The organism is Rummeliibacillus sp. TYF-LIM-RU47 (genome assembly GCF_008638315.1).
Classification (GTDB): Bacteria; Bacillota; Bacilli; order Bacillales_A; family Planococcaceae; genus Rummeliibacillus; species Rummeliibacillus stabekisii.
Genome location: NZ_VVIR01000001.1, coordinates 397994 through 413009 on the forward strand (window position 1 = coordinate 397994; position 15016 = coordinate 413009).

The window sequence follows — 15016 nt, forward strand, 5'->3', positions numbered from 1 at the left end:
TATAAAGGAGTTGCAAAATGGCAAATTCTGTAACGGATCATATTGGAAGGTATATAACTGTTCCTGACTCTCCTAAACGAATACTCTCTATTTGTCCAGCCATTACGGAAACTCTTTTTTCATTAGGGCTTGACGAAATGATTGTAGGACGTACAAAATATTGTATATTTCCAAAAGGAAAAGTAGAAAATATACCCGTCGTTGGCGGCACAAAAGAGGTTAAGATTGAAACTATCCGTAATTTGCAGCCGGATTTAATTTTGGCAGAAAAAGAAGAAAATACGAGAGAAATTGTGCTTGCTTTAGAAGAGATTGGTCCAGTTTTCGTCACAGAGGTACAGAGTACAGACGATGCATATCGGTTGATTGAAACACTTGGGGCATTGACCAATCGAAAGAAGCAGGCTCATGAGCTGCTTACCTCATGTCAAAATGTTTTTCCTACACCTACAGAGGATCAAACGCTTAAAGCCGCTTATATAATTTGGCGAAAACCTTATATGGCCGTTGGCGGAACAACTTATATTAATGATGTCTTAAGGATATTAGGGTTCGAAAATCCCTTTACGAATAAAGAATCAAGATACCCCGAGGTTACAAACGAAGATCTTGCAGAGGCTAATCTTGATGTCCTTCTGCTTGCTTCTGAACCATTTCCATTTCAAGAAAAGCATATAGCAGAATTTCGTAAGTTCCTTCCAAAGGTCAAAATTCTTTTAGTAGATGGTGAGATGTTTTGGTATGGCGCAAAGATGCTGGAGTCTTCTGAATATCTGAAGGACGTAAAAAGAAGAGCTATCTCTGAAAGAGATTAGTAAAGTAAATAAATTAGGAAGGTTTTGAACAAAATGAATCCCAAAATTGATGAATATATAAACAGTGCGACCCTTTGGCAAGAGGAAATGAAATTGCTGAGAGAAATAATTCTATCATGTGGCCTAACAGAAGAATGGAAGTGGCGGATTCCTTGCTACACGATGGATGATAACAATATCGTTATGATACAGGCATTTAAAAAATATTGTGCACTTGGCTTCTTTAAAGGCTCCTTATTAAAAGACCCAAATGGCATCTTAGTCAAACCAGGGGAGAATACTCAAGGTGGTCGTCAAATACGATTTGCTAATGTCATAGAGATGGATTCTATGAAAGACACGGTAAAAGCATATATCTATGAAGCAATTGAAGTGGAAAAGGCCGGCATGAAAGTAGCTCCAAAAAAAGAAGAAGTAGAGATGCCAGAAGAATTGAAATCAAAATTTATTGAAATGCCAGCTTTAAAAACATCTTTTGAGTCATTAACGCCTGGACGACAAAGAGCCTATCTCATGCATTTTTCAGCCGCCAAACAATCAAAAACGCGCGATGCCAGGATAACAAAGAATATCGAAAGAATTCTTAGCGGTAAAGGATTGAACGATTGCATATGTGGCATGTCAAAAAAAATGCCGAATTGCGATGGTTCGCACAAGTTTATATAAGGTTATTGAAAAATAAACAACTAATCTGTCGAATAATAAAGGGTTTTGGACTTCTAGAGAAGAATGAAATAAAAACTAAAATACTGAATGAGGTGCTGAGGAAATGAGAGCATGGAAATCGCACGAGCACATCGAAGTAATCTTCGACGAATCTCAGAAACACCGTCTAAAACTCACTTGTACATGGGATGAAGATTTGCCGGATTGTTTATATATTATGTTAAATCCGAGTTCTATTGATTTAGACAAATGTGACCACACGATTGATCGTTGCATTAAGATTGCCGATTTTAATGGTTATGGCTCAATCAGTATTGTTAATTTATTTTCTTTACGCACCGCTAAAACAGAAGAGTTGCTAGAGGCGGAAACACGTTCTATTCCTCAAAATCTATGGACGATCAAGAAATCGATTGATAAAGCTCATATTGTGGTGGCAGCATGGGGCTCAAAAGGGGGATGGTTCAATGCCAACTATCCTATTTTGAAATACTTAGAAGAGACAGGAAAAAAAGCGCACCTTCTCGATGCTAATAGTTTTGGCTGCCCTATGCATCCATCGTTCATTAAAACGATGACCTATTTTAAGGAATATCAATTTCATGAAAAGATAGGCCTGTCATCGTGACTCCTTTGATAGACTAATTAAAAAATACCAATCATCCTAGAAAGTTAATATACATAAATCATTTTATTAATTAAAATATAAGAAAAAAGGAGTTTTAATATGAAGCACCATATGATCAGGAATGTCAGGTGCTACTTTCTACTTTGCTAAAAATGTCGGTTTAATTTTGATTAAACCCAATTACAGTCAAATTGAACTTATAAAAGTCAAAAAATAAGCAAGTAAGGAGTTAATAAATGTGAAGCGAAATCTAGCAATCTTACTAGGGTTTTTGACGTTATGTCTCATGATCTCAGTTACTACCCCTAAAATGGAAGCACAAGCGGCAGGACCTAAAGTAACTATTAAAAAATATAAAGATAAGAAAGAATACCAATACGCAGTTATTAGTGGAGCTAAATATAAAAAAGCGAATGCTCAGATGCTTGCCTATACAAAACATGTTTACAGAGTGAATGAAAAACTCCAAAGAAAAATAAAGAGGATTTGAAAAAAGGATCTATCCCAAACGGAATTCCATATTTTGCTGTAATTACCTGTTCTAAAAAATTTAGTCAATCTTCTAAAGTAAGCATTTTCTGCGAGAAATATACGTATACAGGTGGAGCACACGGTATGCCTTATTCAAAAACCTTTAACTTCTTGAATGGGAAAAGTATGAGTTTAAAAGGAGCGTTTCAATCTGCTAAAAGTTATGAAGATGGTAAGGCCTATGCTAAGCGCTATATTCTAAGCCATCCTGAAAAATATCCATTTGCTGATAGCCATACAAGCATTGCAGGTCATTCTTTCTTTTGGACAACTAAAGGTTTGAAGGTCATTTTTGAGCCATACGAAGTTAGTTCATTCGCAGATGGTTTTAAATACGTTTCAATATCAAGCAAGTACTTGAAAAATTAAAAAGTATATAAAGCTAGCCTTTTGTATTAATAAAAGGCTTTTTTCTTATTTATACAGTTCAAGGGATAAAGCATATGGAATCGGTAGGAACGCTTAATCCAAGGAGAGCAATGAGTCTTTATCAGGTAATGAGAAGATAACATTAAATCCCCAATCTTATTAGATTGGGGTCTTTTTAGGTTCAATATCATTGGTGTTAAGGTAGGGACCTTATATGTCCATTTATAAAGCTCGTATCCAAAGAACGATTTATGGATATGGGTAAGAAGACTGTTATTCTTCCACTCTATGCAATTGCTGATCTGCAAATTCCCTGTAAAGAGGATGTGATTGGTAGAGCTCCTGATGTGTACCGCTTCCTGTGATTTTTCCTTTTTCAAGAAAAATAATCTGATCTGAATCAATAACTGTTGAGAGACGGTGGGCGATGACAATCGTGGTACGACCATTCATTAGATCGTTTAATGCTTGTTGCACAATTTTCTCCGATTTGCTGTCAAGGCTGGATGTCGCTTCATCTAGCATTAAAATTTCTGGATTTCTTAAAAACGCTCGAGCAATGGCAATTCGTTGGCGTTGGCCGCCAGAAAGTTTCATTCCTCTTTCGCCGACTTCTGTACTATAGCCATTTGGGAGATCTGCGATAAATTGATCGGCATAAGCCATTTTAGCGACAGTCTGAATCTCCTCATCGGTCACCTCACGCCTCAAACCGTAGCAGATATTATCCCGTATAGTCCCGGAGACTATCGGGCTTTCTTGTGATACATAACCGATATGACTTCGCCAAGAGGTAAGGGAGAAATCGTTGATTGATTTATCGCCAATGGTAATACGTCCACTATTGGGCTGGTAGTATCGTTCGAAGAGAGAGAATAGGGTTGTTTTACCGCTGCCGCTAGGTCCGACAATAGCGGTTACTTTTCCTGACTGGATAGTAAAGTTTATATCATGTAAGATTGTATCTTTTTCATTGTAACTGTAGTTGACATGTTCCACTTTTAAATCTGCATCTACGTGTTCAACGTCATCTGTAGCATTTGGCTCTGGGGCTAATTCAAGAATATCAATGATTCGTTCTGTGGCACCTGTAGCTTTTTGGAAGTGAGTGAAAAATGACGCCATTTGGGCCATTGGCATAATGATCTGAAACAGATACATGATGAATGCTACTAAAGAGCCCGCTGTTAAAGCACCGGATGAAACGCGCATGCCGCCATAACCCAGTAGCAGAACAAGCAGTGTCATCATGACAAGGCTAATGATTGGGCCAATTAACGATTGGGCCTTAGCTTCTCTTAAACCAAAATTGAATAAGTTGGTAATGCCTCGACGTCCATTCGCATATTCAACTTCTTCAGCATTGGAAGATTTAACAAGTCGAATTTCAGATAAAACCTGCTGAAGGACAGCAGTGAATTTTGCCGTTTCATCTTGTGTTCCTTTAGCGATTTTATACATCTTTTTACCAAGTGGAACAAGTATAGCAGCCGCAATCGGTATTGCAATGAACATCACAAGGGTCATTTTCCAATCTAAAATAAAGAGAACGATAATAGAACCAACAATGGAAATAATACCTGCAACAAAGTTTGCTAAGTGGTCAGAGATGAGATCTTTCACAACCGATGTATCATTCGTCATTCGGCTTACCGTCTCACCAGAAGGGTGTTCATCAAAATAACTGACAGGCAATACAAGTAGCTTCTTCCAAAGTCTATCTCGAATGCTCGCAACAACTGTTTGGCCAATACGATTCAATAAATAAATAGAGAAACCGCTTGCCAATGCCTGAGCAAGAATCGCTACGACTAGGAAGGATATACTTTTTGCGTTGATGGCGCTAATTGAAAAATCATTCACCAGGTTTTTAGTGAAAAGTGGTACGAGCAAGCCCACACCTGTCGTAATCAGACTTAGCAAGATGGCTATGCTGATTAAGAGTTTTGGCGGATTAGCTTGTTGTACAAGCTGAAGAAACGGACGCCAGCCTTTTTGATTCTTTTCTTGTTTCATAGAGTAGTGTTCCTTTCTCTCATAGTAATCAAATTATATACATCTTTTAAGTGTGTGTCAGGCAGCAGGGATTGAATAGTATTGAATCAAAAGGTAATTTGCAAAAGGGAGGGTAAGCTTTGAAGAATACTCCATATATCCTAAAACTAATTTAGAAATTGCAGCCAATCGAATGTTTAGTGAAGGTGTGGACTTAGGGTTACCGTATATAAAAATTAGTGGCAAAGGCCTTCCAGAAGCAGAAGGTTTGGCACTGTTTAATGGTCAAAAATATACAGGTGTACATCTTACTCAAAGAGATTCTCTATTTGTGACATTATTAGGTTATGGGAAATCAAAGATGGTCGAAGTGTCCTATCTGTGGGATAAAGGTGAAGAAAAAGAGCCAGTATCTTTTAATATCATCCGCTTTAAGCAAAAGAAAAAAGTTTCACAGGTAGGTAGTAAGATAAAGGTGAGCTATGAAATAAAAATGCCTATTGTCATGACAGAGTATCCACCGGACCATTTAAATAAAAAGGAAAAAAGAGAGCCCTTAAAAAAGTTTATTGAAAAAAGAATTGAAAAGGACATTGCAAAAATGTTTAAAAAATGTCAAGAGGCTTCTTCTGATGTAGTAGGAATAGGAGAAGATATTAGAGCGTATCATCCGGATCTGTGGAAGGAAGGAAAATGGAAAGAATTATATAAGGATATGGAAATAGAAGCGAAAGTAAATGTACAAATCGAAAGAAGTGGTAGCACTAGATAAGCTATCTGTCTACTGATTGTAATTTGGTTAGTATATTACTACTTATTAAAACAAACATGAATGTTACACATTCATGTTTGTTTAGTGAAAAGGCTATAGAATCTTGAATACTTCATTTTATATCAATAATAATAAAGCACTGATCATCACTTTTAGAGTTATCAATCGGACAGTTGGAAAGTGTTTGTAACATTTTTTTCTTAAATGCAGGCAAAGATAGAGATGCATTTTCCATAAGGAATGGATGCAAATACTCTGTACCAAGTGGGTCTACCCCATCTGTATATAGAAGTAGCCTACCACTGTTTTGATATAAAAGTGTTTGGGTTTCAAATTCCACATTTTTAAACAATCCAAGAGGAGGTGTAGTAGAGTGTAATTCAAATTGTGTACCATTCGCATCTTGCCACAGTGCAGATGGATGACCGGCATTTATGTAATCGATTTGCTGTTTATCTGTATCAATTAAAAGGAAAATAGCAGTACAATAATGCCTTGCATCTTCATTACTTTGAAACAATTCATGTAGATGATTATCCAACCCTTTCATCACTCTTTCAACTGTATGGCCTTCTTTCATAATTAATCTATGGAAAAGGGCATGAAGAGACATCGTGATTAATGCTGATGAGATACCATGTCCCATTACATCAAGAAGTATAATCCCGTATCGGGTTGAATCAAGTTGATATATCCCATAAATATCACCAGATAATTCTTTAGATGCTTTATAGAATGTTTCCATTTCAATATCTTCATTTTGAATAGGCATTGTTAAAGATGTCTGTTGGATTTTTCGAGCCAGTTCAAGCTCTCTTTTTGTTTCTATTTTGAATTGTTGGTTTTGTTCATTCAGTCTTAGAAGTTCCTCTGTTTGAGCTTCTAATGCTTCTAGTGTTACCTGTAATTCTTCAATCGCATCATGCTTAGCTTTTAGAGCTGCTTCAGCTTCTTTTTTTGCGATTAACAGTTCGTTTTCATACTTATTTCTTTGTCTAATTGGAATTAATATGCATGCCACATTGTTTCTTTCATTCATACTTTGTTTAGAAGCATTTATGAGTACAGGAATTTCTCCGCCATTCCTTGACTTTAAAGTTATATACAATTCTTCAACATGGCCCTCTAAAGCTATGAGTGGCATCAGATAAAGCTGAACAAAAAGACATGATGGGGAGGTAAGAATTAAATTAATATGTTCCCCTATCAAATTCTCTTTCTTATAATCTAGCAATTCTACTAAAGTTTGATTTACCAATGTGACAGTTCCGTCTTCTTCCATATTCAGAAAACCACATGGTGCACGATCCAATAGCTCATCCATTTCATAAAATCTCCTCTGTTTGTTTTTTCGTTAACTGTTCTTCTAAATATTGTCGGATCGTATTTGATAATTCTTCAGGATGGCTCATATGTGGACAATGTCCTATAGCATTCAATTGTTTTAACACACTGTTCGGTATATGCTGATGCGTATATTGTGTCACTGTTTCTGGAGCGATAATATCATTAGAGCATTGAACAATAAGTGTAGGATGTATTACATTTTCAAGATCTTTTCGGTTATCTGCAAAAAAAGTTGCCTTAGCAAAATTAAGCGCCATTATAGGGTCCGTCGAACAAAAACGGGTTTCTAGCTCTTGTTTAACTTGTGGACGACTTGGATTATTTGTCACGGTTGCTGCAAATATATTTGCCCAGCCTATGTAGTTTTTCTCCATTAATTCGATTAAACCAAGGAGCTCACTCTCTTGAAAGCCTCCGATGTATTGGGGTGGCTCATTAAGGTAACAAGGAGAAGGACCAACCATTATCAGATGCGAAAAGTATTCGGGATGTCTAAAACTTGCGAGCATGCCAATCATACAAGAAACAGAATGGCCCACGAAAATAGCATCTGTTAACTGTAAAGTAGCACAAATCTCTAATATATCTTGGGCATAGCCTTCAAGTGTACTATATCTATTTGAATCGTAGAAATTTATATCAGTATTTCCTGAACCGACGTAATCGAATAGAACTACTTGGTAATCGCCTTCAAATTTCTGTGAAACTGCACTCCACACTGTTTGATCGCAACCAAACCCTGGTGCAAAGATGATCGTTTTCGTACCTTTACCAGTTAATCGAACATTATTACGCAGTAAGATATTATTTTCCATACTGATATCCCTTTCTTCTATTATTCTAAATCGAGTTTAATCATAACATACTTAATCTATGGAAAGATAATTTTCAAGTTTTACAGTTTGGAGTCAAATAATTATTAAAAAAGTCCTAGGGGCTACACATTTTCTATGGAAAGAGCTTAAGCTGAAAGCTAAGCATTAAGCATGACGAGATGGAAGTCAAGACTGCGTAAGGTGATGTCTTTAGTACGAAGCAATTATGAATGAGCGAGGCAGAGTGGTTTACAATGTGGTCGAATACTTTTATAGTGTTGAGGGTAATGGGTAATCATACATACTTTTAAGCTTGAAATATAAAACCCTATTAATAGGAGAAGGTCTTATGTCAGAAAAACAAAAGTCATCCAATCGAGTTATTACACTTTTGACAATCATTGCAGCATTTTTGATGGGATTTATTGATGCCTATACTTTTATGGCGCAAAACCACGTGTTTGCGAGTGCTCAGACAGGGAATATGGTGACGTTTGCCGTGAAGCTGTTTTCTGGAGAATGGCGGCAAGCTGTCCGTAATATCATCGTGTTCTTTGGATTCGCGCTAGGTGTTTTCTTAGGAGAGATTTTTCTTGTGAAGTTTGCGGAGCTGAGAATGCTCAAATATCGATTGTTTCTCTATTTCCAGGCTGCTCTACTATTGTTGCTAGCTATATATCAGCTTCAATTAGATACGCGTGTGATGGGCGTATTACTTGGAATTTTATCAGGCTATGAATTAACAATGTTCCGGAAAATTAGAGATACACAAGTGAACAATGGAATTATGACAGGCAATGCGAAAAATTTAATGAACAGCTTATATCGTATTCTATTCAATAAAGAGAAGAAGGCAAAAAGCGATTTCCTCAATCAATTGACAGTCATTGTGATGTTTATCTTCGGCGTAGGTATTGGGACGCTCGTTGTGCAATGGCACGCTACCTATAGCTTATGGTTTGCCTTCTATCTTGTTTGCTTGTCCATTGTGAGCATGTTTTTTGTAAAAGAATAAGGGACAATCCTCCTATTTGGATGTTTACTTTTTACCATTAAAGGTAGAAGTATATAAGGTTTAAATATCCAGTATAGGAGGATTTTGTATTGAATAAATTAGTTGGTGAAAGCCGTTCCTTTTGGCGCATGTCAGCCAAAGGGCTAAGTTACACGAAGCTTGCCAATACGGTCGAAGTGGATGTGGCTGTTGTAGGTGGAGGAATTTCAGGTATTTTGGCATCTTACTTTTTAGCAAAGAAAGGCAAGAAGATAGCATTATTGGAATCAAGAGAATTAATTAGCGGCACAACTGGAGGTACGACTGCAAAGCTGTCGGCTCAGCATGAGCTCGTTTACAATAAACTAATTAAACAAAGTGGAGAAGAGTTAGCAAGACTTTATTATGAAGCGAACTCAAAGGCTATCGATATGGCCGAGTCCCTTGTAGAAGAATATGGGATTGATTGTGATTTTGAAAGAACAGATGCGTACGTCTTCTCACAAAAAGAACGTTCTCTAGAGCAATTAGAAAGTGAGGAAATTGCTTACCGGAAATTAGGAATAGATGGACAGATGGTCGATGACATTCCTATTTCTTTTGATATAAAAGGGGCGCTTGTTATGAGGAATCAAGCACAATTCCATCCGGTTAAATTTCTGCAGGGTATTTTAAGAGAATTGGAAGACATGGGGGCCCATATTTATCAGCACACTAAATATATAGGTTATGAAAGAGACGGGGATCGTCTTACTCTTAATACGGATACGCAATTCCAGGTTAGATGTGATGATATGATCCTAGCTACATTGTTCCCCGCAGAAGATCCAGAGTCATTTTATTCGAAAACCATGAAACCCTCTACAACACATTTAACCGCGTTTGCTCACCTGAATCGAAATTTGAAAGGTATGTATATAAGTAATGATAGGCCGGAGCTTTCTTTTAGGTCCGCGTATTATGAGGGAGAACCTGTTTTAATTATCGGTGGACAATCTCATCCAACTGGCGATAATGCCTCTACAGCGGAAAGGTATGAATCTATTAAAGAAAGAGTAGAAAAAGAATTTGGCTTAACCGAAATGATGGACTATTGGTCAGCACATGGTTATCTTACACCCGATTCACGTGCCTTCATAGGGAAATTGCATGAAGGAACTGATTCCATTTACGTTATGACTGGCTTTAATGAATGGGGTATGACAACTGGCATAGTGGGAGCAGAGTTGATTACCGATTTAATTATGGGAGAAGAAAGCCCATATCAGCCATTGTATGACCCAAATCGCAGTTTGCCAACGCAACAGGGTCATGAGAAGAAATCAACTCCAACTATTTTAGATGAAGCAGCTGAACTTAAGGAAGGGCAAGCGAAGAAGTTTGAAGTAGATGGAAAACCTGCAGGGATGTATAAGGATGCAAATGGCGAGGTTCATTTTATGAACTTAGCCTGTACACATCTCGGCTGCGAAGTGAAATGGAATGATGGAGACCATACATGGGATTGTCCATGCCACGGTTCTATCTTTGATGGAAAAGGAGAAGTCATATCAGGACCTGCAAAAGAACCGTTGAAGAGAGTGAACCCATTTTAAAGTATGAAAAGAAAGCTCTAAATCTTTTAAAAGATTTAGGGCTTTCCTTATGTTAAATCAAAGGAGGAAGATATAAAAAAGCCAGCAGGGTAAATCTGCATGGCTTTACGGTTATTATTTAAATTTTACATTCGGACGTTTATCGCTATGCAATGCATTTTTGATAAATTCATCGCTTAGAGGTAAGTGTTCTTTCAGAAGTGATTTTGGTGTTTGAGACATCCATTGATTAAGTGAGATATCTGCATAGTGATCACTCTTGAAGATTTCAAGGAAGCGGAGAGGAGTATCTCCTGTATTTTGGACATAGTGGCCCATCGCAAATGGAACATAGCCAACATCACCAGCTTGATAATCATATGTCCGTGCTTTGCCGCCAGAGGCAAACACAGTCATGCGGCCTTGTCCTTCAAGATAGTACTGCCATTCATCATTGTTTGGATGCCAATGTAATTCACGGACAGCACCAGGTTCTAATTCAACAAGGGCTGCTGCCACTGTCGTAGAGGCTGGGAAGTTATTTGAATCTGAAATCCATACTTTACCGCCGTTTGTTACAATTGGTTCTACATCATGGAGTTTGAAGCTATAAGGGTTTTTAACAAATTCATTTGCATCTTCCGGTAAGTCTTGCGCAATCGGTCCAGGTACCTTTCCTTGGAACATATAGCGTTCGCTGCTAGGGAAATTATCAAATTCCTCTTCTGAAACCCCAAAGTTTGCAGCAAGGACGTCTTTTGGTGTGTGTGCGAACCAATCTGTAATCGAGAATGTACTATTCTCTGAGAAACTACCATCATCAAATGCGAGCAGGAATTCGGCTCCTTCGCTTAGACCCTTGATAGAATGTGGAACACCTCTTGGGAAATACCACAAATCTCCTTCCTCTACATCGTCTACAAACTCACGGCCATCAGGAGAGATAGCTGTAATTCTCGCTTTTCCTTTAATCATGTAAGACCATTCGCCTTCTTTGTGCCAATGAAGCTCACGTACCCCTCCTGGCTCTAAATGCATATTAACGCCAGCGATAGTAGTAGATGCAGGCATCTCGCGAACTGTTACCTCACGAGACCAGCCGCCATATTCTACACGCATATGTGATAAAGCATACGGGAATTTTAAGTTTGGCATAGTCCCTTTATCAGTCGTAGGGGGAACTAAAATATCTGGATTTTGGCGGTCAATTTCCGGATTTTGGGCACCCCAAATTTCTCCTCCGCGCTCACCGCTCATTGGTTGTGGGTTAGTGTTTTCATTTTGTTTATTTAAAGTCATTCTTGAATTTCTCCTTTCAATATGATTGGATTTTTCAAAAAACGAGTTAGTTGCCAATTGCTAGTCCGCCAGCACGCGGATCTGCTCCTGACTCAAGGCGATCAGGCCAGATGCGAATTGCCTGCGCATGACCCATCAAGTCACTGAAGTTTTCTACCATGGAAACGTTAATATGCCCTAGCTCCTCGAGTTTTTTTGCAATTTCTTTATCATAACGGCTCTCTAAACGAAGTCCTCGTATATCATCTCCCCATGTACGGCCGAGAAGCCATCTTGGAGCATCGATTGCTTCTTGGACAGAGTAATGCTGGTTTAATATTCGCATGATAATCAGTGCTTGTGTTTGCGGTTCGCCGTCTCCGCCCATTGCTCCAACAACTAACTCGGGTTTGTCGTCTTTGAATACCATGGAACAAGTCAACGTATGGGCAGGGCGTTTATTAGGTTCTAAAGTGTTGTGCGCTTTTGGATCAAGCGAGAAGTAAGCACCACGGTTTTGAAGCATCATGCCTGTCCCTTCTGCGACGAAACCTGAGCCCCATTCCCAATAGAGGCTTTGGATGACTCCAACTGCATTGCCTTCTTCATCAACTGCACAACTAAATGTTGTATCGCCTTTCTTGGCATATCCGTTTTCCGGAGGTCCAAGCGATGGATCATGCATTTTTTTAACGCGTTCTTCAAAGTATTCTTTACTTAGTAAGATATCAGTTGGAACTTTATTGAATGCGGGGTCATCTAAATATTGGTCCCGGTCCATAAATGAAAATGCAGTAGCCCGAGTAAAGTAGTCAATAAATTTTTCCTCTTGGCCAATTAGGCTTGTGATATCTAAATGATCCATCATACCAAGAATTTGGAGTGTGACCATTCCAGCTGAATTGGGCGGCGGCGAAATGACTTTGCGGTCGCCGTATTCTACAGAAACAGGTTCCACCCATTCTGCTTTGTGATTAGCAAAGTCTTCTCTTGTTAGCAATCCTCCATTTTTTTGTAAAAATGCTGTAACCATATCGGCTATTTCACCTTTGTAAAAGGCATCTTTACCGTGTTCTGCTATTTTCTCGAGAGTTTTTCCTAGATCAGGATTCTTAAGGATGTCGCCTTTGATATACGGAGCGACACCATCTTTGAGGTAAACCTTAGCTGTCGATGGGTATGTGCGGAGTAATGTAAGAGCACTTTCTGAGAACTTAGCAAGAGAGTCTCCAACAGGGAATCCATTGTAAGCATAATCAATCGCTGGCTCTAAACAATCTTTTAATGGAAGCTTTCCAAACCGCTCATGCGCTTCAATCCATCCGCTGACAGCTCCTGGTACAGTAGTAACTGCTTTAGCTCCGCGGATGTCCATGCCATCTTCCCGATTGAATTGATCGCGCGTGACATTTTTGCCGGAATGTCCAGTTGCATTTAAGGCGTGACGTTTACTTGTTTTTGCATCATAAATTAACCAAAAAGAATCGCCTCCTGCTCCTGTCATATGAGGGAAAACAACACCTAGAACTGAGTTGGCTGTAACCATCGCATCAATGGCATTTCCACCTTTGATAAGAATCTGGTTTGCGGCCATGGAAGCAAGTTCGTTAGGTGTGGCAACTGCATTTTTGTTAGATATAAAGGAGTTGCCGTAGCGAGGATCAATATCTTCACCATATACACTGGATTTTTGAACCATTTAAGTACCTCCAAATTAGAAATTTTATAGGTAATTTTGTCCCTATAACTATGCATACCCTTTTACATATGGGTAAAACATATTAATTTTTAGAAGGTGGTTTAATACGATTCCATTTCACTACGTTTTCTAAAATAAGGGCCATCAATATGCCCATTAATAAGCCATTGCCGACAATTGGCTGAACTACCTTTGGAAGGGAAGAAAAATAAGAGTCAGGCATAATCATAATAACGATGGCTAAAAAAAGGGGAAGGGCAGAGCGATATACATTTCGCTTGTTCAGTTCTATTTTCTTAAAGAAATCCATGGATGATTTTAATAGCTGCAAATAAGCAACAAAGAGGACCATACTGCCTATGCTAAGAGGAATATTGGAAAAGAAATGCGCGGCAGGCGGTATCAATCCCATCATGAAAAATAGGACACTGCCTATTACAAAAGGAAGGCGCTTAACAATGCCTGATTGTTCTAAAAACCCGATTGATGAAACGAAGGGTGCATAAGGAACTAATCCAAATAGACCGCTCAATCCAGACAATACACCTGAAATGGTGAGGCTGCGCTTGTATTGTTTCTTGCTCGTTTCTTCATCATATAGATTTTCAGTTCCTTTTAAAGCACCAAATGTATTTGCCAAATTCATCAAGCCTGTAATGACAGCCATCACTATAATGCCAATATTCCAAGCGGGTTTGCCCAAATTAAATAGTTGGAACTTAAAGGTAGCATCTGTTTTAACAGAATGCTCTGGTCCAAAAATAAGAGCATAAGCAATCCACCCGACAACTATTCCGCCGAGAAGTGAATACTTGCTATATTTAGTGGGCGCTTTCACATTGATAAAAATCATTATGGCTGCGATGATAAACGTCAAGGCCGCTACTGATAATTTGATTTTTGCATCATCAGGCGCGTTACCCATTGGTATACCTAACATGCCTTTTAAAAAAATTTGGATTAATTGAATGCCAAAAAGTAACATAAATACAGCCATGACACCTGGTTTGAAAAGCTTTGAAATAGCAGGTCCCCAGCCAAAAAGCCCAATAGCTATATTTAAAACAGCGGAAATCAGGATTCCAACTGTCAAACTGCCCCCTAATTCCCCGAGGGAAGTCCCTTGTGCGGTAGCCATGCTGACAATTGATAAAATCATTCCCCACCATAATCCAGATTGACCTTCAAGAATGGCTCTTTTGTGGCCAATGAAAGCTTGCAATAAACAAGCTGCTCCTGTCACTAAGAAGGATAACTGTAACGTGGTAATAATACTGTCTTGTCCAAGCTTAAATGCTTTTCCCACTGTTAATGGGATGATGACAATATTGGCGAAAATAAAGAAAAACCACTCAATCCCTGCAATCCATTGAGATGGCTCCTTTAGGCCAGAAAACTCCTTCTTCATTTCTTTTTTCATATTTTGTTCCATTACCTAACCTCCAATCTTTTAGGTTAGTAGAAGATTCCCTAAAAAAATAAAATAAAACGAAATTAGGTTTATTAATACTATTAAAATCTAGATATATATAC

Annotated in this window: 14 protein-coding genes and 1 pseudogene; 9 read left to right on the plus strand and 6 right to left on the minus strand. The window is 38.4% G+C overall.

Annotated elements, in window-relative coordinates; all coding sequences use genetic code 11:
- The first annotated feature begins 17 nt into the window (after nucleotides 1-17).
- From F0527_RS01875 to F0527_RS01895, 6 genes and pseudogenes are all read left to right on the plus strand, one after another.
- Nucleotides 18-815, plus strand: a complete 798-nt coding sequence (locus F0527_RS01875) for an ABC transporter substrate-binding protein (protein ID WP_150283601.1) — start codon at nucleotides 18-20, stop codon at nucleotides 813-815.
- Nucleotides 816-848: 33 nt separating this feature from the next.
- A complete protein-coding gene (locus F0527_RS01880; RefSeq protein WP_150283602.1) occupies nucleotides 849-1481 on the plus strand; it encodes a DUF1801 domain-containing protein in 633 nt (210 codons plus the stop codon).
- A gap of 103 nt (nucleotides 1482-1584) precedes the next feature.
- Nucleotides 1585-2109, plus strand: a complete 525-nt coding sequence (locus F0527_RS01885) for a DUF1643 domain-containing protein (protein ID WP_150283603.1) — start codon at nucleotides 1585-1587, stop codon at nucleotides 2107-2109.
- A gap of 238 nt (nucleotides 2110-2347) precedes the next feature.
- The gene (locus F0527_RS01890; RefSeq protein ID WP_150283604.1) at nucleotides 2348-2599 is read left to right on the plus strand and encodes a hypothetical protein; all 252 of its coding nucleotides are present in this window, start codon (nucleotides 2348-2350) and stop codon (nucleotides 2597-2599) included.
- Nucleotides 2596-2667 (plus strand): annotated as a pseudogene (locus F0527_RS17385) (hypothetical protein); the annotation flags it as partial. The gene F0527_RS01890 and the pseudogene F0527_RS17385, both read left to right, overlap by 4 nt.
- A gap of 57 nt (nucleotides 2668-2724) precedes the next feature.
- A complete protein-coding gene (locus tag F0527_RS01895; RefSeq protein WP_255475996.1) occupies nucleotides 2725-3009 on the plus strand; it encodes a hypothetical protein in 285 nt (94 codons plus the stop codon).
- Nucleotides 3010-3282: 273 nt separating this feature from the next.
- On the opposite strand, the gene F0527_RS01900 is transcribed toward F0527_RS01895, so the two are convergent.
- The gene (locus F0527_RS01900) at nucleotides 3283-5025 is read right to left on the minus strand and encodes an ABC transporter ATP-binding protein (protein WP_150283606.1); all 1743 of its coding nucleotides are present in this window, start codon (nucleotides 5023-5025) and stop codon (nucleotides 3283-3285) included.
- A 172-nt stretch (nucleotides 5026-5197) separates the two neighbouring features.
- Here F0527_RS01900 and F0527_RS01905 point away from each other — a divergent pair, with 172 nt between their 5' ends.
- A complete protein-coding gene (locus F0527_RS01905; RefSeq protein ID WP_150283607.1) occupies nucleotides 5198-5776 on the plus strand; it encodes a Ger(x)C family spore germination C-terminal domain-containing protein in 579 nt (192 codons plus the stop codon).
- A 112-nt stretch (nucleotides 5777-5888) separates the two neighbouring features.
- On the opposite strand, the gene F0527_RS01910 is transcribed toward F0527_RS01905, so the two are convergent.
- A complete protein-coding gene (locus F0527_RS01910; protein ID WP_150283608.1) occupies nucleotides 5889-7100 on the minus strand; it encodes a SpoIIE family protein phosphatase in 1212 nt (403 codons plus the stop codon).
- Between the two features lies 1 nt (nucleotide 7101).
- Nucleotides 7102-7938, minus strand: a complete 837-nt coding sequence (locus F0527_RS01915; RefSeq protein WP_150283609.1) for an alpha/beta fold hydrolase — start codon at nucleotides 7936-7938, stop codon at nucleotides 7102-7104.
- 349 nt (nucleotides 7939-8287) lie between these two features.
- Between F0527_RS01915 and F0527_RS01920 the strand changes: the two genes are divergently transcribed.
- Nucleotides 8288-8953 (plus strand): YoaK family protein, encoded by a 666-nt coding sequence (locus tag F0527_RS01920; RefSeq protein WP_147194995.1) that lies wholly within the window; start codon nucleotides 8288-8290, stop codon nucleotides 8951-8953.
- Between the two features lie 89 nt (nucleotides 8954-9042).
- Entirely contained in the window at nucleotides 9043-10527 is a 1485-nt protein-coding gene (locus F0527_RS01925; protein ID WP_150283610.1) for an FAD-dependent oxidoreductase, read from the plus strand.
- 114 nt (nucleotides 10528-10641) lie between these two features.
- Here F0527_RS01925 and F0527_RS01930 read toward each other — a convergent pair whose 3' ends face one another.
- The 3 genes from F0527_RS01930 to F0527_RS01940 all read right to left on the minus strand — a co-directional run bounded on the left by F0527_RS01930 (nucleotide 10642) and on the right by F0527_RS01940 (nucleotide 14915).
- Entirely contained in the window at nucleotides 10642-11805 is a 1164-nt protein-coding gene (locus F0527_RS01930; protein WP_150283611.1) for an oxalate decarboxylase family bicupin, read from the minus strand.
- Nucleotides 11806-11851: 46 nt separating this feature from the next.
- On the minus strand, nucleotides 11852-13483 hold the full coding sequence (ggt, locus tag F0527_RS01935) for a gamma-glutamyltransferase (RefSeq protein WP_150283612.1): 1632 nt from the start codon (nucleotides 13481-13483) through the stop codon (nucleotides 11852-11854).
- Between the two features lie 82 nt (nucleotides 13484-13565).
- Entirely contained in the window at nucleotides 13566-14915 is a 1350-nt protein-coding gene (locus F0527_RS01940) for a uracil/xanthine transporter (RefSeq protein ID WP_223823508.1), read from the minus strand.
- Nucleotides 14916-15016 lie beyond the last annotated feature (101 nt).